This window comes from Chromohalobacter sp. HP20-39 (assembly GCF_033052815.1).
Lineage (GTDB): Bacteria > Pseudomonadota > Gammaproteobacteria > Pseudomonadales > Halomonadaceae > Chromohalobacter.
In genome coordinates, this window is the sequence record NZ_JAWHTP010000007.1 from 29,046 (window position 1) to 46,699 (window position 17,654).

Genomic DNA, 17,654 nt, shown 5'->3' on the forward strand with positions numbered 1-17,654 from the left:
TTCAGGGAGGGGGTGTTACGTCTGCGCTGCAAAAGCCACGGCCGGCAGGCCTTGTGCTTGCGTGTCGATGGCAAACAGCGCACCGGCATCGGGTTGCGCTGCGAGCGCTGCGTCGTCGAGCCCCTTGCGGGCAGTGGTGATGTACAGGGTGGAAAGGTCGGGGCCGCCGAAGGTGCAGCTGGTGATGTTGGCGACGGGCATGGGGATTTCCTCGAGGAGCCGACCTTGGCTGTCGAATATGCTGATACGCCAGCCGCCGAATTGGCACACCCAGAGGTTGCCGTCGCGGTCGGTAGTCATGCCGTCGGGGCAGCCCTGATCCTGCGGGATGCGAATGAAGGGTTCGCGGTCCCCGAGATGGCCGCGTGCATCCACGGCGAACCGGTAGATGCGGCGTTCCAGCGTGTCGGTGTGGTAGAGCCAATCGCCTTGGGGAGAGAGCACCGGGCCGTTGGTGACGACGTAACCGCTGTCCTGGCGTTGGCAGTCGCCGTCAGGACGCACGCGATAGAGCGAACCGCTGGTGTCGTGTTCGGCGTCGTCCATGGTGCCGCACCATAGATTGCCGTTGGCATCGACGACGGCATCGTTGAAGCGGTTGCCGGAAAGCTCGGGTTCGGGCGTGAGCCACTTTTCGGGCGTGCCGTCGGGCAGGTGCAGACGGGCGATGGCGTGTCGCAGTGTGACGAGGAAGCCACCTTCGGCGTGACGATGCACACTGGTGATTTCCTCGTCGAATTGCCAATGACGAACGCCTGCGGCGTCGAGACGCTGCAGGCGATGGCCTTTGATATCCACCCAGTAAAGCGCTTGTTCCGCCACGTCCCATAGCGGCCCCTCACCCAGGATATTCTGAGCCGGATGGACGACGCGTGGTGCTGTGTTGGCGGGAATCAAGAGAGACATAGTTTCTTCTCCTAGGAAGGGATGCCGAGCAAGACGCCCGGCATCCCAGACGATCATTCGTAAGCCATGTCCTCGAGCTCACGTCCCTTCGTCTCGCGAATGCACTTGATAACGAAGAAGATCGAGATGACCGCGCAGATAGCATAGAAGCTATAGGCGCCGCTCAGACCGATGGAGGCCAGCATGATCGGGAACGTCATGGTGATGGCGAAGTTGCTGACCCACTGGAACAGACCCGCGATGGCAAGGCCCGAGCCACGTACCTGGTTGGGGAACATCTCGCCGAGCATGACCCACATCACCGGGCCCCAGGAGCTGTTGAAGAAGAATACATAGGCGTTGGCGGCGATCAGTGCGAGCACGCCATTGCTTGGTGAAAGATTCAGGCTACCGTCTACCATCTCTGCGGTGGAGAAGGCATAGACGAGGATGGCCAGCGTGATGGCCATGCCGACGGAGCCGCCCCATAGCAACGGCTTGCGGCCGATGCGGTCGATCAGGGCGATGGCGAGCAAGCAGGCGGCGATACTCACCGCGCCACTGATGACATTGATCAGCAGGGCATCGCCTTCGGAGAAGCCGACGGCCTGCCACAACACGGCGCCGTAGTAGAAGACGACGTTGATACCCACCAATTGCTGGAACACGGCGAGGCCGATCCCGGCCCACACCAGATTCAGCACTTTTCCGGTCTTGGGATTGATCAGGTCGCTGAAGCGCGGCTTGCGTTGCTGCGATAGCGATTCGCGAATCTGGGCCAGACGCTCCTGGGCATCGCTTTCGTTGTAGACCATGTGCAGGACGCGTTCGGCACGTTCATCGCGACGCGCGCTGACCAGATAGCGGGGGCTTTCCGGAATGAACAAAAGCGCGACCAGGAAGATGGTGGCGGGGATCAATTCCATCCAGAACATCCAGCGCCAGGCGGTGAAACCGAACCATAACTCAGTCGTCGAGGAGCCTGCGATATCGGCGAGGATGTAGTTGTTCAGAAACGAGACGAACAACCCACCGATGATGGCGATCTGCTGAATGGTGGCGAGTCGCCCACGTAGGTGCGCCGGGGCGATTTCGCTGATATATGCCGGTGCCATGACACTTGCGGCGCCCACGGCCAGGCCGCCGAGAATACGATAAATGACGAATTCCATCGAGCTGCCGGCAACACCCGATCCCCAGGCACTGACGATGAAGAACACGGCGGCGACGAGCAGCAAAGTACGCCGACCGTACTTGTCCGCCAGACGACCGGCGAAGAAAGCGCCGACCGCGCACCCCAGCAGCATGGAAGCGACGTTGAAGCCGGTGCCTACGCTGTCGGAATTGAACGAGGATTGCAGGCCATCGACGGTGCCGTTGATGACCCCGCTGTCGAAGCCGAACAGAAAGCCGCCGATGGCGGCGACACAACATGTTAAAAAGACAATCAGGGAACGTTGCGAATCACTATATGTTGGCATGATGTGCTCCGTTGTTGTTGGTGGCGGTTGCCAGGGGCTAGGGGTTACAGCCAGCCGGCATCGACCCAGTAGTTGTGAGCGGTACAGGCGGCGGCGTCATCCGACGCCAGGAACAGCGCCATCGCGGCCACGTGATGAGGGTGAATGCGTACCTTGAGCTTTTGCTCGGCGACGATCTGTTCCTCGTCATCGGGGCTATACCAGCGCGATTGGCGTGGTGTCTTGACGTTGCCGGGGATGATGCAGTTGACACGGATGCCGTCGCTGCCCAGATCGCTCGCCAGGGCCCGGGTCAGACCTTCGATACCGGCCTTGGCGGTTTCGTAGAGCAGCATGTCGGACTGCCCGAGGTGCCAACTGATCGACCCCAGGTTGATGATCGCCCCCTGGCCTTGACGACGCATGGCGGGCGCCACCTCACGCGCGGCGAGCACCAGGTGGCGCAGGTTGACGTTCATGCGGTCTTCCCAGTATTCGGGCGTGACGTCCTCGAGCTTATGGCGGTCGTCGTTGGCGGCGTTGTTGATCAGCACGTCGACGTGATCGATGTCGCTCAGCGTGGCGCAGAGCTGGTCGGGCTGAGTCAGGTCGCAGTAGTGGAAATGCGGCGCACCATTGCATTTCTCGACCAGTTCTTTGGCGAGCGCCTCGGCGACATCCAGGAAATGGACGTTCGCGCCCTGGTTGACGAAAGCCTCGACCAAGCCGGCGCCGATGCCGGAACCGCCACCGGTGATGACGACCGTCTTGTCCTTGAGGCTGGGGTAAATCGCGGAACTCATGCAGAACCTCTATTGCATCGGGATTGCATTGGGGGCAGACCGTCGTATGACGACTCTTTAGTTAATAGATTTAACTAAGTAAATGATCGTTCAGAGCCCAGAGGATTTCCATGCGACCATGGTCATAGGCCGACGTTGTTGGGAGGCTTCGAAAAGGTGTGGGGAACGCCACATGGCGACCATGTGGCGAAGACGTGTGTTTCAGTGCCGGTGATGGTTTTCAGCGATAAAAGCGTGACATGGCCTGGAGTGCCTGATTGAGCATGTCAGCGGGAGGCTGATAATCGGGGGCTGGCTCGAGTTCCGTCGTCATGGTCTCGAAGCGCCCTGTGGGATAGGTCACTACGAGATGGTCGTCGGTGACCATGGCGTAGTTCATGTAGCTACCCGCCATCATCCAGTCACGCTTTCGCTTGGATAACAGGCCATTACCCATGGCATAGGTCTTGGGTGGGGTGGCTTGGCATCCCAGCGCTTGCATGAACGTTGCGGGAATGTCGGCGTGAGAAGTGTGATAGGACACTTTTCCCGCTCCCTTGTCTGGCCAGTGGACCACCATCGGCACCTTGAGCTGAGCATCGCTGTAATTGCTGCCATGTCCCCAATAGCCTTGGCCGTTGTCGTTGAATTCTTCACCGTGATCCGAGGTGATCATGACGATGGTGTCGTTCAAGAGCCCGCGTTGCTCGAGATCGTCGAGGACTCGACCGATCAACTGGTCGACATAGCGTGTCGCGGTCTTGTAGCGATTGAAGTACGGCTCGGGGTCGAAGTCGTCATCCAGCGCTAGGTGATTGATGGTTTTCCAATAGGGTTTGATGCGCGGAAAATCAGGCGGTACGTCGTATCCATGCACCGACTTGTAGAACAAGAAGCCGAAGAAAGGAGAAGCCTCTTGTTGGCGACTTTCCATGAAATCGAGCCAGTCGTTGGTGATGAGTCGATCACGTTGCCAGGCCTCGTCCCCTGGGGGATTGAGGCGAATGTCCGAGATACCGGCAAAGGCGGTGCGATCGAACGCGGGGCTGATCAGCGTTGCCGCCGAGAGGATTTCGGTCTGGTAATCGAGCTTCTGGAGACGTTGTATCCATACCGGCGCCGTCTGACTGCTCTCGAAGGCATCCCAGTAGGTCGAAGGAAGCCCGTAGAACATGCTGAAGCCACCGGCCTTGGTGGAGTTACCGCCGCTATAGTGTTGGGTGAATGTCTTGGCCTCGCGTTTGGCGAAACGTGCTGTATTCGGCATCCAGCGCGGATCGAGCATGTCGGCACGCAGGGCGTCCACGGCAATCATCAAGATGTTGGGGCGTGTCTTGGGAGGCTGGCAGCTCAGCGGCTGGGTGGGATAATCGAGCCTTCCGGAACGCTTGGCATGTTCCAGTCTGGTCATGGACTGAGCCTCACGATTGGCGCTGGCATCGACCCAACCCTGATCCTTGAAAAAGCGCTTGGCGGTCGCTGCATAGTAAAGGGGCACATAACGGGTCAGCGAGGTAATGCGTGTGTTGTAGGTGGCATCGGCCCAGGCATGCCAGCCATGCGCACCCAACTGAGCGGCAAACAGCACGGCAAAGCCGACACCCAACCAGTGTGCGCGGGGGCGAAAGCGTGTCAGCAGCCAGGCGATAGCGCCTTGTACCAACAGCATGGCGATCAGCGCGCCACCGGCGAGTGTCCATTCCAGCCAGGAAAAATCGAACGTATGCGCCCCTGCTTTGATGAGCGTGTTAAGCACGAATCCCGACAGATGGAAGCGGTAAAGAGAGAACACCGCGATATCGATGACTAGGAGGAATTGCCCCAGTGTGGCAATGACAATCGCCGCTAACATCAGCCAACGTTGCTTGAGTATCAGCCCGAGGAGAACCAAGGGCAGGCCGATGAGCCAAGTCAAAAGCGCATATTGGCCGATATAGGTCAGCGTGATATAGGCGGCGGGGCCTGTCCCGTCGATGGGCATCCAGACGAAGAAGCGTGTGGCCAGCAGGCAGGCCAGCGGGACATTCGCGAACAGAAACCAGGAAAGCCAGTTGAGTCGTTGAGGAATAGTGCGAGGGAATACGGACATCGAAAGTGTATCGCTGGCGTCATTGGGTAGACATGAAAGCGCTGCTGCAGGTTAATGGTCAGCAATATCGCTTTATCGTTAGGGCGCTTAGTATAATCCTCTTTTACGCTTCGATGAAGGAAACCGGCCGCATAATGTTTGGTATATTGGTGACTCCGAATAGCATTTCAGCGAGGCACCTTGTATTGCCATGGTTAGTACCTTTGCCCCCCAAGCCGCCGGTGATCTCAACTTCCTCAAGAAGCTCAATCGCAGTTCGATTCTGGGTACCGTGCGGCGCTACCCCGGCGCGACGCGTGCCGATATCGCGGCGCGCACGCAACTGACCAAGGCGACCGTAGGGGGCGTGGTGCAGGCGCTTCTGGAGCGCGGCTGGCTGCGCGAAGGTGAATTGCAGCCGCGTGGCGGAGGACGTCCGGGGCGGGCGTTGTATCTGGATGACGCGCATCACGTGCTGCTCGGGGCGGATGTCGGCGTGAGGGGGTTGCGTATCGTGGCGTGTACCCTGGGCGGCGAGGTGCTTCTGCAGCGTTATGTCACCCAAGCGCCTACCACACCCGACGAGACGGCGGCACATCTGGCCGATCTGATACGCACCATGCGGCATGATCCGCTGATTGCCGACCGCCATTGCCTGGGGTTGGGCGTGACGGTACCGGGGCCGGTGTCGCCGGAGCAGCCCATTTTGCGCTTGGCGCCGAACCTGGGGTGGGTCGATGTCGCGTTGCTCGAGGTGCTGCGCGGGCATTTGCCCGATATCGACGGGATCTGGCTGCTGGACAACGAAGCCAACGCGGCGGCCTTCGGTGAATTTTACTTTCACGATGGCATTCCGCCCGAGTCCATCGTCTATATCAGCGCTGCCAGCGGTATCGGCAGCGGTCTGGTGACCGGCGACAATTATCCCTTGGTACTGCGTGGCATGCAGGGGCTGGTGGGCGAGATCGGCCATACCATCGTGCAGCCTGACGGACCGTATTGCCACTGTGGCAACCGTGGCTGCGCCGAGACGCTGGTCAGTGGCTGGGCGATTCGTGCCGCGTTGGGCATCGACGATACCCAGAACCTGGAAGCCGCGATCGCGGCGCGGGGCGACGACGCCGAGGTCAATGCTGTCCTGCAGCGTGCCGGTGAAGCCTTGGGCATCCTCATGCTCAACCTGCATCACACGCTCAATCCCGCCATGCTCGTGCTCGGAGGTTCATTGATACGCTTGGGGGTTCCTCTGGTGACGCCGGCACTGGCCTACTTCGAAGCTCATCAGAATGACTTGCTGCGTGGGACGCAGCGCGTACCCGTCAAGGTCATTCACGATAGCACCTTCACCGCCGCCCGTGGGGCCGCCGCCGAGGTTATGGCCAAGGCGGCGCTGGAGGCGTGATAGTGAGGGGCGGAGAGAAATGTGGCTAGAAAATCCAATTGGGTAGCGTCAACGATACGGCGGGCACGAAGGTCACCACCAATAGTATACCGACCAGTAACACCCAATAAGGCATGATGGCACGGATGAAATCGGGCACCCTGACGCCGGTGATACTACAGGTGGTAAACATCACCGTGCCGAGGGGCGGCGTGATCGTACCGATGGACGCATTGAGGATGAAGATGATCCCGAAGTGCACCGGGTCGATACCGAACTGAGCTGCCACGGGGGCCAACAGCGGCGATAGCACGATGAGGATGGCATTACCTTCCAGGAACATGCCCAGGATCAGTAGCAAGGCGTTGGCGATTAGCAGAAATGCTATGGCGCTGCCGACCCCGGATGAGAGCATGAGCGCAATCTCTTGGGGAATCTGTTCCCAGGTCAGCACACGAGCAAAGCCCGACGCTACCGCGATGATAAACAAGACATTGACCGACGCGAATAGCGATTCCCGCGTGGCTACTGCGACGCTGCCAACGTTCATTTCCTTGTAGACGAACATTCCCACGATCAAGGCATACAGCACGGCCATGGCGCCGGCTTCGGTCGGTGTGAAAACGCCGATACGAATACCGCCAATGACGACCACCGGAAGCAGCAAGGCGATGATGCCGGCACGCGTTACGCTGACCCATTCATACCGCGAGACTCGCTCCTTGCGTGGTGGTTGATAACCCAGCCGGCGGCATTGACGCGATACCAGCAGCATCATGCAGAGGGCCATCAAGATGCCTGGCACCACGCCTGCTAGAAACAGACGACCGATCGATACGTTGTTGACGTAGCCATACACGATCAACGCGATCCCCGGTGGAATGGTCGAGGTCACCAAGGAGGACGCGGCGGTGACGGCGGTGGAAAACGGTTTGGGATAGCCGCTTGCCGTCATGCTGGGCACGAGTAGCTTTGCGTTCATGGCGGCATCGGCGATGTTCGAGCCGGAGAGCCCACCCATGAAGGTGCTCAGCAGAACGTTGGCCTGAGCCAGGCCGCCATGCAGGCGCCGGGTCATGAGCTCGGCCAGTTTCAGCAGGCGGTCGGTAATACCGGAGTGGTTCATGAACACCCCCGCCATGATGAAAAACGGAATCGCCAGCAGCGAGATGGATTCCAGTCCTCCGGCCAGGCGCTGGATGAGCAGCATGGTGGGCTGCTCGGCGCCGAACAGGAAATACAAGAACGTCGACAAGAAGAGTGCGAAGGCGACGGGCGTGCCTAGCACGAAAAGAAGCAATAGTGCAGCGAGTGCTATTCCTACAGCCATGGAAATTATCCTTTAGGTATCGCGAGCCAGGCGCACGAGGCAGTGATATGCCATGACGACGGCGCTGACCGGGATGGCGGCGTGAATCCACATGTAGGGAATCTGCAGCATGGGCGTGCTGCGGAAATTGGAATAGGGCAACAGTTGCAGCCCCCAGTAGCCGAGCACGATGGCGGCGATCAAGACCATGCCGACATTGAAGAGGCGGTCGTTCCAGCGTGCGAGCATCGCGGGAAGGTTTTCCGATAGTATGCCGATGAGCACATGCTCGTTGCGCCGGACCAAGGCACTAGCACCGAGGAACGTGGCCCATACCATCAAGAGCTGCAAGACTTCCTCCGTCCAGGCCAGCGGGGTGTTGAAGATATAACGCATGAAGATGTTGCTGATGGCGACGAGAAAAATCGCGAAGAGGGCCGTGCTGGCCAGCACTTCATCGAGTCGCATGATGCGGTCGATCCAATGGAATACGCGTTTCATTTGATACTCCTCGGGCACGGCAACTCACTGTGATGCCGTCCGTGATACGCGTGCCGGCGCCACTGAGCTGCGTGGCGCCGACGGTCTTTCAACGTTTATCCGTTGATGATTTGGCGAACCTGCTCATACAGACCATCGCTCCACTGCGGGAAAGCGGCGGGGATCTGCTCTGCGGCGCGTTCGCGGAATGGCTGTGTATCCACTTCGTGGACTTGGACGCCAGCGTCACGCATTTTCTGCAAAGCGATGTCGCTTTTTTGCTCGACCAGTTCACGCAAATGGGCGGCCATGTCTTGGCCTGTATCAGTCAAGATCTGCTGATGTTCCTCGCTGAGTTGATCCCAGAAAGCCTTGCCGGTGATAAAGGGGGCGACCGTGTTCATGTGGCCGGTCAGGTTGAGGTGTTTGACGACTTCATAGAACTTACCGCCGAACAATACCGGTGTGGGGTTTTCGACCCCATCGACTATCCCTTGAGCAAGTGCCGGGTAGACATCGCCCAGCGACATGGGTGTCGGCGTGGCGCCCATGGCCCGCATGGCTTCGACGTACATCGGCGAGTTCTGAACGCGGATCTTCACGCCGTTGAGTTCCTCGGGCGTGGTGGCGGGCGCTCGAGAGAGCAGGTGGCGCGTGCCGTACACCGTGTTGGGGATGACGATGTGATAACCGGCTTCTTCGACCTTGGTGCTTTGTTTGGCAAACCACTCGGAGTCGAAGACCTTGAGTTTGTCGTCGAAGTTATCGGCGAGGTAGGGCGCATCGAGAACCGAAAGGTCGGGCACCGAGCTCATGAAGTTACTATAGGCCGTGATGGTGATGATCGGTGCGCCGAAGCGCGCCTGTTCCATGACATCCGTCTCGGAACCTAGCTGACTGGCGGGAAACGCGCTGAGAGTGAGTTCGCCGTCACTCGCTTCCTTGACGTTTTCCGCCCATTCCTTGACGGCGACATCGACCGGCTCGCCCGGCTGGTTGCCGTAGGCGACGCGGATCTCGGTGGCGGCTTGGGCGAGAGTCATACTGCTCAGGCCGACAATGGAAAGGCTTGTGGCGATTAATGTGAGTTTTTTGAAACGCATGTTGTGCTCCTTGGTTGTTGTCGATCGTGCGGTCGGGTTACCGGGAATGCGTCGTGGATTGTGCGCTCGATATGGCGTCATCGAGTCGCGGTGTGGCGATGCCTCGTCGGCGCGCCGATTCGACCACGGGTTGCAGGCGTCGCTGGCACTTCATGGCGTGGTGCTGGGCGATGTCCTGCAGGGCGTGATCGAGATAAGGGTTGGTGAAACGCTCGAGCGTCGCGTCGCGATAGGCCTCAAGTTCGGCACGCTCGAGGTGTTCCGCCAAGGTGGGCAACACTTCGTCGTCGAGTACCCGGCGAAGGTCAGCCGCCCATTCCGGTGCTTCCATGGCTTCTCGTACGAAGCGAATGCCTGAGTGTGGCTCGCGTTGCCAACGGTGGACGAGATAAGTGTGCGCCAGGTTGAGGATATGCAGCTTGCGCATTTCGTAGGGCGCCAGGGATGTGACGCACTGCACGTCTGGGTGTCGGCAGGGCAGTTCGAGCCCGGGCTGATCTTCAATGGCCCAGAGCGCGTAGGGTTCGGCAACGGCTCCGACCGGCTCCAACGCCGCCGAAACGATGCGGTCGACGAGGGTGTTCGCCCATAGGCAGCGTGTTGCAAGCCAATCGTTGAAGTCGGTATCCGTGTAGTCGCGATGAGCCAGGTCCAGCACCAGGGTCTTGAGTTGTTCACCATTACGGCTGACCAGCTCGCAGGGCAGCACGGTGAGGCCATCGCGCCCCGCTTTGTAGCGGGCGTGCAGCAGCTTGGTGAGCTTGGCCGGGAAACTTTGCGGCACGTCTGTGAGTGCACTGTCATCGTCGATTTGATAACCACTGTCTCCGGTATTGGAAACCACGAAGCGGGCATGCTCGACGAAGTGCCGCTGCAGTGCGGCCCACTGCTCGTCGGCGATCAGACAGCCGGCGACGCTGGTGACTGTCTCGCGGGTGTCGATGTCGCGGCCGTCGCGTCGGCCGCGAATCACCAGTGGGTAATGCCGGTGCGTATCGAGATCGCGCGCCTTTTGCTTGCCGGCCTCACGCGGAGAGGTTTGTACCACGAGGACCCTGTCGCGCGTGTAGCCGGCTTCTCGGGAAGCATGTACGAACGCTGCGACATGCCCCAGCAAGAAGCGGCTGGTGCCGAATTGCACGATACCGGCGTCGGCGAGCGTTGTTGCTGTCACAGAGAGACTCCACGTTTCCAGGGGATGAAATCGAGCTGCGATAGGCGCATGGCTTTGGTGCGATAGCGCCCCGAGGCGGTATCGATGCACAGGTGCAGGAGTTCATCGGCGAGCTCGGCGATTTCCGCCTCGCCGCGAATGATGGGGCCGGCGTCGAAGTCGATGACATCGTGCATGCGCCGCGCGAGCTCGCTGTTGCTGGCTAGCTTCAAGACAGGCGCGATGGGATTGCCGGTGGGCGTGCCGAGCCCGGTAGTGAACATCACCAGGTTGGCGCCGGAACCGACGAGGGCTGTTGTGGATTCGACATCATTGCCCGGTGAGCAGAGCAGGTTGAGGCCCTTGCGTACCTGGGGCTCGGTGTAATCAAGCACGTCGACGATGGGACTATCGCCGCCTTTCTTGGCCGCGCCGGCAGACTTCATGGCATCGGTGATCAGGCCATCGCGAATGTTGCCGGGCGAGGGGTTCATCGAGAAGTGCGCGCCCACCGAGGCGGCGTGCCGCTGGTAGGCTTCCATGAGCTGCTGGAAACGCGAGGCTGTGGTGTCGTCGTGGCAGCGCGCCAGCAACTCATGCTCGACGCCGCATAGTTCGGGGAACTCGCTTAAGATGCCGCTGCCGCCCAAGGCCGCCAGCCGATCGATGACGGCGCCCACCAAGGGGTTGGCCGAGAGCCCGGAGAATCCGTCCGAGCCGCCGCATTCGACGCCGATGGTGAGTTCTGAAAGTGGCGCAGGACGCCGTTCGACGGTGTTGGCGGCCTTGAGACCTTCGAAGATGCTGCCTAGTGACTGGCGGATCAGTTCGGGTTCCGTGTCGGTGGCCTGCTGCTCGAAATAGTGGACCGGGCGCAGCCCCTCGGGGTCGCGCTTGGCCACTGCCGATTTGAGCATCTCGATCTGGGCCTTCTGGCACCCGAGACTGAGGACCGTGGCGCCGGCCACGTTGGGGTGGCAGATGTAGCCGGCGAGCAATTGGCAAAGCGCCTGGGCGTCATCGTCGGTGCCGCCGCAGCCCAGCGTGTGCGTCAGAAAGCGCACGCCGTCGACGTTGGGAAACAGCGATGCATCGGGTCTCGGGGCCGGAGTTGCCTGCGCTTCACCGTGCAGCATGCGGCGTGCCATGTGCTTGTAATCCCGGTAGGGGTCGTCGCCGATGGCGTCTTCGACGCACTGGCGCAGTACCTCGATGTTGCGGTTCTCGCAGAATACCAGGGGGATGACCAACCAATGGTTGGCGGTGCCCACGCGGCCGTCGGGGCGGTGATAGCCATCGAAGGTTTTTCCGGTGAAGGCACTGACATCGGGGGCATCCCAATGTTCGCGGTGCCCTTGCGGCTTGGCATTGGCGGTGGAATGCTCGACGTTGGATGTTGTGATGGCGGCGCCCGCGGCGATGGGCTGGATAACGCGCCCCACGGTTACGCCATACATCACGATGAGTTCATCGGGTTGCATGGCGTGCAATGTGAATTTGTGCTTGTGCTGTACGGCTTCGGAAAGCTGCAGTCGATGGCCATTGTCGTCGATCTCCAAGCCTTCGGGCAGGTCGCGCAGTGCCACACGCACGTTGTCGTGGGCATGGACACGCAGGCTGGGCTGCTGAAGCTGGTCGGAGGCGATGGTCTGGGTCATGCCGGTTGGCCTCCCTGCGTGGTGGCGTCATCGAACGTGACCATTGCCTTGATGACACCAGTTGCCGGGTCGCACCACTGCGGCATCAACGAGGGGAGGTCGGCATAATGGCCGCGATGAGTGATCATCGCCGTTGATTGCAGACGGCCTTCTTCCATCAGGCGGGCCACCGTCTCGAAGTCTTCACGCGTGGCATTGCGGCTGCCCAACAGGCTGAGCTCCCGCTTGTGGAAGTCGGGATCGTTGAAGGTGATGTCGGCCTTGACCACGCTCACCAGCACGTAGCGCCCGCCATGGCCTGCAAAGTCGAAGCCTCGATTCATGGCCTTGGGGTTGCCTGTGGCGTCGAACACGACATCGGCCAGGGCGCCGTCATTGTGGCGCTCGATGGCTGCTTCCACGTCGTCATCCAGCGCATGCAGCACGCCATCCGCGCCTAACGTGTCGCGACAGAAGGCCAAGCGCTCGCGGTTGGTATCGACCACCAGCACCCGGGCTCCACGGCTCTGAGCGATTTGCACGATACCGATGCCGATCGGTCCCGCGCCCACCACGACGACGAGCTCATCGGACTCGGTACCGCTACGACGCACGGCATGCGCGCCGATGGACAGACACTCGACCAACGCCAGTTGCTCAGCGTCGAGGGTGCTCGAGGTAACCAGGTGCGCGACGGGGACACTGAGATACTCCGCCATGCCGCCATCGCGATGCACGCCGATGACCTGCATGTGCTGGCAGCAGTTGGTTTGTCCCTGCCGGCAAGCGCGACATTTGCCGCAATGTAGATAAGGAATGACATAAGCGCTGTGGCCGACGAGCGCGTCATCGACGTCTTCCCCGACGCCGACGATGTCGCCGGAAAGCTCATGGCCCAATACGCGGGGATAGGTGAAATAGGGCTGATTTCCGCCGTAGGCATGAATGTCGGTACCGCAAATACCCACGCGACGGATCTTGAGCATGGCCTCGCCCGGCGCACATTGCGGATCGGGCACGTCGCGCAATTCCATGTCGTGAGGCTGTGTGCAGACGATCGTGTGCATATGACTTCCTTCGCGCATTGCCAGGCAAGATGGTCAGGCCAGTTGCTCAGCGGTATTTTGATCTAGAGGTCAGGCCAATTGGCTAACAAGATGCCCAAGCGATGGACCTGACTTCAAGCGTTTTAGTGGTAACGAGGTCTAGACATAAGTCGTGGTCGTCTTTGGTCTAACACCACGTCATGAAAGCCGAGACCGCCGCATGGGCGGTCTCTGGCCGGATCAAGCCTGCTTGGTACGTTGGCACTGTTCGCCGAGACCTGCGATGCCCAGACGCATGGTCTGACCGGACTTGAGGAAGACCTGGGGTTTCTGGCCGGCGCCCACGCCTGGGGGTGTGCCGGTAGAGATGACATCGCCGGGCTGCAGGCTCATGAAGCGGCTAAGATACGCCACCAGATAGGGGATCTGGTAAACCATGGTGCGGCTGTTGCCGTCCTGGTAGCGCTTGCCGTCGACTTCCAGCCACATGTCGAGTGCCTGTGGGTCGGCGATCTCGTCGCGGGTGACTAGCCATGGGCCGAGCGGGCCAAAAGTGTCGCAGCCCTTGCCTTTATCCCAGCTACCGCTGCGCTCGAGCTGGAATTCCCGCTCTGAGACATCGTTGACCACGCAGTAGCCGGCGACATGATCCATGGCGTCGGCCTCGTCGATATAGCGTCCAGGCTTGCCGATGATCACGCCGAGCTCGACTTCCCAGTCCGTCTTCTGAGAGTCGCGGGGGATTTCCACGTCATCGTTCGGGCCGCAAATGGCACTGGTCCATTTGTTGAAGACCACAGGTTCCGGCGGCACCTCGGCGCCGGTTTCGGCGGCGTGGTCGGAATAGTTGAGACCGATGCAGATGAACTTGCCGACCTGGCCCACGCAGGGCCCCAGACGAGTGCCCTCGGGTACCTCCGGCAGACTTTCGGGATCGGCTTGTGCGATGTGGGCCAGGGCAGCATCGGAAAGCGACTCGCCGGCGACATCCTTGATGAGCGACGAAAGATCGCGAATTTTGCCGTTGGCATCCAGCAAGCCGGGCTTTTCCTGGCCCTGGGGGCCGAAACGTAGCAGTTTCATGCGATTTCCTCTTACGTATCACGTGAGTGAGTTGAGTCTTATGGTCAGCTACGAGCTACGAGCTACGAGCTACGAGCTACGAGCTACGAGCTACGAGCTACGAGCGTTGCGCCGGTTTCGGGGCGCTGTAAACGATAGCGCCGTGGTCAGTTGGCCCAGCCGCCGTCGATTAACTGCGCGGTGCCGGTAATGAACGCTGCTTCGTCCGAGGCGAGAAAAGTCGCCAGCGCGGCGATTTCTTCCGGTCGCCCGAGCCGGCCCATCGGTTGGCGGTCGATGAAATCCTGAAAGACCGCCGCTTTATCGCGGCCCTGTTGCTGGGCCTGGGCCTCGATGCGCTGATGCAACGAGGGCGACTCGACGGTGCCGGGGCAGATAGCATTGCAGCGGATGCCTTGCGTCATGTAGTCGGCCGCGACCGACTTGGTCAAGCCGATGACGGCGGCTTTGGTGGTGCCGTAGGCAAAGCGGTTGGGGATGCCTTTGATGCTGGATGCCAGCGAAGCCATGTTGACGATACTGCCGCCGCCTCGATTGAGCATGCCGGGAAGGAAGGCCTGGATCATATGGAACATGGCGGTCACGTTGAGGCCGAAGCTGCGCTCCCAGGTGGTGTCGTCGCATTCCAGTATCGAGCCGCCAGGGACCATGCCGGCACAGTTGAATAGAATGTCGAGTTCGCCCAGTTCTCTTGCCAGGGTGTCGATTTCAGTGCGTTGCGTGACATCCAACCGATACACTTGGGCGCCTTCGAGATCGTCGAGAAGACCGATATCGATATCGGTGGCGATGACGTTGGCGCCTTCCGCGAGGAAGCGCTCCACCGTGGCGCGACCGATGCCTTGGCCAGCAGCGGTAACCAGTGCGGTCTTGTTTTGAAGTTTCATGGTGTGGCGAATCCCTGCTGAACGTGGGAACATGACGCGGCCAGCCATTCGAAGATCCAGAGGCCTGACCAATGATTAGGCCATCATCTACTGGGCTAGGTCTCGGCGGCAAGTCAATTGCCATCAACTTTAGTCGCAACGCGGTGCGGAGAGACGATGCGATGCCGATTCAAACCATTCGCTCACAACGCCTGTACCGGCAGATCGCCGATCAGTTGCAACAACTGATTCGTGATGGTGAGTTCCCCCCGGGGTCACTATTACCGCCCGAACGGGATCTGGCACAGCAATTAGGTGTCAGCCGCGCGTCGGTGCGTGAGGCGCTGATTGCTCTGGAAGTTGTGGGCATCGTCGAGGTACGCGTGGGGCACGGGGTATTGGTAAAGGAAATCGATGCCATGCCGCCGGGGTCGGTGATGCAAGCCGCAGCGCGCAAGGAGCCATGGGCGCTCGACCCTGAGTTCGCCAGTGAGATCGAGCTCAATCTCGACGAAGAAATCCCCCCGTTTTCCCTCTTGCAAGCGCGACGTTATCTGGAGCCCGAGAATGCGGCGTTAGCGGCGATGAACGCCAGTGACGAAGACCTGACGGCTATTCGCGCGGCATTGACGCGCAACATCTACGATAACAATCATGGCGGTGGCAATTTGGCGGGAGACCGGCTTTTGCACATTCGCATCGCCGAGGCTTCGGGCAATGCGGCTTATGCGCTATTGATCAAGCATCTGCTGGGTCACCAGTACGGGGTCATGTTCCGGCGCTTGCAGGAGCTGTTCATGGAGACCGGCATGCCGCAGCGCTCGCAGGAAGACCACGAGCGCCTGGTGGCGGCGATCGAGGCGCGCGACCCCGCAGCGGCAAGGCAGGCCATGGAAGTCCACCTCGATCATGTGCTGCGCGTATTTTTCGCAGAGTAGCTGTCATCTTTCCCGGATGGACACCTAAGATCAACGCGGCAGGATGCGGCCGGCGGCCATCAGTCCTTCCGGGTCGAAGAGGTGCTTGAGCCCTTTCAGGAGGGTGTATTCGGTCTCGCCCAGATCCGCCAGGAAAGCCGCTTGCTTGACGCGTCCGATGCCGTGCTCGGCGCTGATGCTGCCATGGTGGGCGCCGACGAGGTCGAACAAGACTTCTTCCAGTTCATGCAACAGGACCTTCTTGGCCTCGAGGTCGAGATTCGCGGGCGGTAGAAGGTTGAAGTGCAGGTTGCCGTCGCCGATGTGGCCGTAGGCGATGACCTGCGTCTCCGGCGAGTGCTCGGCCATGGCCTGATTGGCAGCGTCACAGAACGCCGTCAACGACGAAATGGGCAGAGAGATATCGGTGCGCAGGTGTTCGCCACGCATCTGCTGACCTTCCAGCATGCTTTCACGAATCTGCCATAGCTGAGCTGCCTGCGTTTCGCTGCTGGCGAGTACGCCATCCAGCACACTTCCTTGCTCCGAGCCCGTCTCGAAGAGATGCTCGATCATCGTGTCGAGATCTGCCGGGCCGCTGGCCGAGACTTCCATCAAGACGTAGACCGGGTGCGCTTCGTCGAGCGGGTCGGGGAGGTCCGGCGCCGCTTCGAATGCCAATTCCATGCACACGCGAGGAATCAACTCGAATGCCGAGAGCAGGTCGCAACAGCTGCGCCGTGCCTGGGCGTAAAGCGCCAACGCCGACGCGATATCGGGCACGGCGATCAGTGCGGTGCGGCTGGTCTGCGGACGCGGGGCGAGCTTGAGTACGGCGCCGGTGACGATGCCCAGCGTGCCTTCGGCACCGATGAACAACTGCTTCAGATCATATCCGCGGTTGTCCTTGTGCAACGCGTGCATGCCGTTCCACAGGCGACCGTCGGGCAGCACGACCTCGAGCCCAAGCACCAGCTGGCGCATCATGCCGTAGCGCAACACGTTGAGCCCACCAGCGTTGGTGGAGACGTTGCCGCCTATCTGGCAGCTCCCTTGTGCGCCGAGGGCGAGCGGGAAGTAGCAATCCGCCTCTTCGGCGGCGTCCTTGATGTTCTGCAGGATGCAGCCGCTATCCACGCTCATGCTGAAATTGATGGGGTCGAGATGGCGAATCCGGTTCAGCCGCTCGAGGCTGATCATTAGTTCGCCGCGTTCGGGATCGGGTTGCGCGCCGCCGACGAGGCCTGAATGGCCTCCCTGCGCCACCATGGGAATCTGATGACGATGACAGAACGCGACGATGTCGGCGACCTGTTCGGGGGTGGCGGGACGGGCGATCATCCAGGGATCGCCACCTTTGTCGCCGGCCCAGTCGGTGGTATAGCGAGCAAACTCCGCGGGGTCGTCGATGACCCCGCTGCTACCCAGCAAGTCGCTGAGAAAGCGATGCAGTTCTGCCGTGTCGATGGGCATTGTGATCTCTT

Annotated in this window: 15 protein-coding genes; 2 read left to right on the forward strand and 13 right to left on the reverse strand. The window is 60.5% G+C overall.

The window, feature by feature from the left end; genetic code table 11:
• Nucleotides 1-15 precede the first annotated feature (15 nt).
• The 4 genes from RVY79_RS13510 to RVY79_RS13525 form a co-directional block, all read right to left on the reverse strand.
• On the reverse strand, nt 16-906 hold the full coding sequence (locus tag RVY79_RS13510; RefSeq protein WP_317464815.1) for an SMP-30/gluconolactonase/LRE family protein: 891 nt from the start codon (nt 904-906) through the stop codon (nt 16-18).
• Between the two features lie 53 nt (nt 907-959).
• Nucleotides 960-2,366 carry a sugar porter family MFS transporter gene (locus RVY79_RS13515; RefSeq protein ID WP_317464816.1) on the reverse strand — a complete coding sequence of 469 codons (1,407 nt, stop codon included), beginning with the start codon at nt 2,364-2,366 and terminating at the stop codon, nt 960-962.
• A 44-nt stretch (nt 2,367-2,410) separates the two neighbouring features.
• Nucleotides 2,411-3,148 carry an SDR family oxidoreductase gene (locus RVY79_RS13520; protein WP_317464818.1) on the reverse strand — a complete coding sequence of 246 codons (738 nt, stop codon included), beginning with the start codon at nt 3,146-3,148 and terminating at the stop codon, nt 2,411-2,413.
• A 220-nt stretch (nt 3,149-3,368) separates the two neighbouring features.
• Nucleotides 3,369-5,216 (reverse strand): DUF3413 domain-containing protein, encoded by a 1,848-nt coding sequence (locus RVY79_RS13525; protein WP_317464820.1) that lies wholly within the window; start codon nt 5,214-5,216, stop codon nt 3,369-3,371.
• Between the two features lie 190 nt (nt 5,217-5,406).
• Here RVY79_RS13525 and RVY79_RS13530 point away from each other — a divergent pair, with 190 nt between their 5' ends.
• A complete protein-coding gene (locus RVY79_RS13530) occupies nt 5,407-6,597 on the forward strand; it encodes an ROK family transcriptional regulator (RefSeq protein WP_317464822.1) in 1,191 nt (396 codons plus the stop codon).
• Nucleotides 6,598-6,622: 25 nt separating this feature from the next.
• Here the strand turns inward: RVY79_RS13530 and RVY79_RS13535 are convergent, their stop codons facing one another.
• The 8 genes from RVY79_RS13535 to RVY79_RS13570 all read right to left on the reverse strand — a co-directional run bounded on the left by RVY79_RS13535 (nt 6,623) and on the right by RVY79_RS13570 (nt 15,274).
• Nucleotides 6,623-7,906, reverse strand: a complete 1,284-nt coding sequence (locus RVY79_RS13535; protein WP_317464823.1) for a TRAP transporter large permease — start codon at nt 7,904-7,906, stop codon at nt 6,623-6,625.
• 12 nt (nt 7,907-7,918) lie between these two features.
• Nucleotides 7,919-8,386, reverse strand: coding sequence for a TRAP transporter small permease (locus RVY79_RS13540; protein WP_317464824.1), 468 nt, complete (start codon nt 8,384-8,386; stop codon nt 7,919-7,921).
• Nucleotides 8,387-8,481: 95 nt separating this feature from the next.
• Nucleotides 8,482-9,468 (reverse strand): C4-dicarboxylate TRAP transporter substrate-binding protein, encoded by a 987-nt coding sequence (locus tag RVY79_RS13545; protein ID WP_317464825.1) that lies wholly within the window; start codon nt 9,466-9,468, stop codon nt 8,482-8,484.
• A gap of 37 nt (nt 9,469-9,505) precedes the next feature.
• Complete coding sequence (locus tag RVY79_RS13550) at nt 9,506-10,642, reverse strand: mannitol dehydrogenase (protein WP_317464826.1); 1,137 nt, start codon at nt 10,640-10,642, stop codon at nt 9,506-9,508.
• Nucleotides 10,639-12,279, reverse strand: coding sequence for an altronate dehydratase family protein (locus tag RVY79_RS13555; protein ID WP_317464827.1), 1,641 nt, complete (start codon nt 12,277-12,279; stop codon nt 10,639-10,641). Before RVY79_RS13555 ends, RVY79_RS13550 begins: the two co-directional genes overlap by 4 nt.
• On the reverse strand, nt 12,276-13,325 hold the full coding sequence (locus tag RVY79_RS13560) for a zinc-binding alcohol dehydrogenase family protein (RefSeq protein ID WP_317464828.1): 1,050 nt from the start codon (nt 13,323-13,325) through the stop codon (nt 12,276-12,278). The genes RVY79_RS13555 and RVY79_RS13560 overlap by 4 nt, the downstream gene beginning before the upstream one ends.
• 219 nt (nt 13,326-13,544) lie before the next feature.
• Nucleotides 13,545-14,387, reverse strand: a complete 843-nt coding sequence (locus tag RVY79_RS13565; RefSeq protein WP_317464829.1) for a fumarylacetoacetate hydrolase family protein — start codon at nt 14,385-14,387, stop codon at nt 13,545-13,547.
• Between the two features lie 146 nt (nt 14,388-14,533).
• On the reverse strand, nt 14,534-15,274 hold the full coding sequence (locus tag RVY79_RS13570; RefSeq protein WP_317464830.1) for an SDR family oxidoreductase: 741 nt from the start codon (nt 15,272-15,274) through the stop codon (nt 14,534-14,536).
• Nucleotides 15,275-15,435: 161 nt separating this feature from the next.
• Here RVY79_RS13570 and RVY79_RS13575 point away from each other — a divergent pair, with 161 nt between their 5' ends.
• Nucleotides 15,436-16,191 carry a FadR/GntR family transcriptional regulator gene (locus tag RVY79_RS13575; RefSeq protein ID WP_317464831.1) on the forward strand — a complete coding sequence of 252 codons (756 nt, stop codon included), beginning with the start codon at nt 15,436-15,438 and terminating at the stop codon, nt 16,189-16,191.
• Nucleotides 16,192-16,221: 30 nt separating this feature from the next.
• Here RVY79_RS13575 and RVY79_RS13580 read toward each other — a convergent pair whose 3' ends face one another.
• Nucleotides 16,222-17,643 (reverse strand): FAD-binding oxidoreductase, encoded by a 1,422-nt coding sequence (locus tag RVY79_RS13580; RefSeq protein WP_317464832.1) that lies wholly within the window; start codon nt 17,641-17,643, stop codon nt 16,222-16,224.
• Nucleotides 17,644-17,654: the final 11 nt, after the last annotated feature.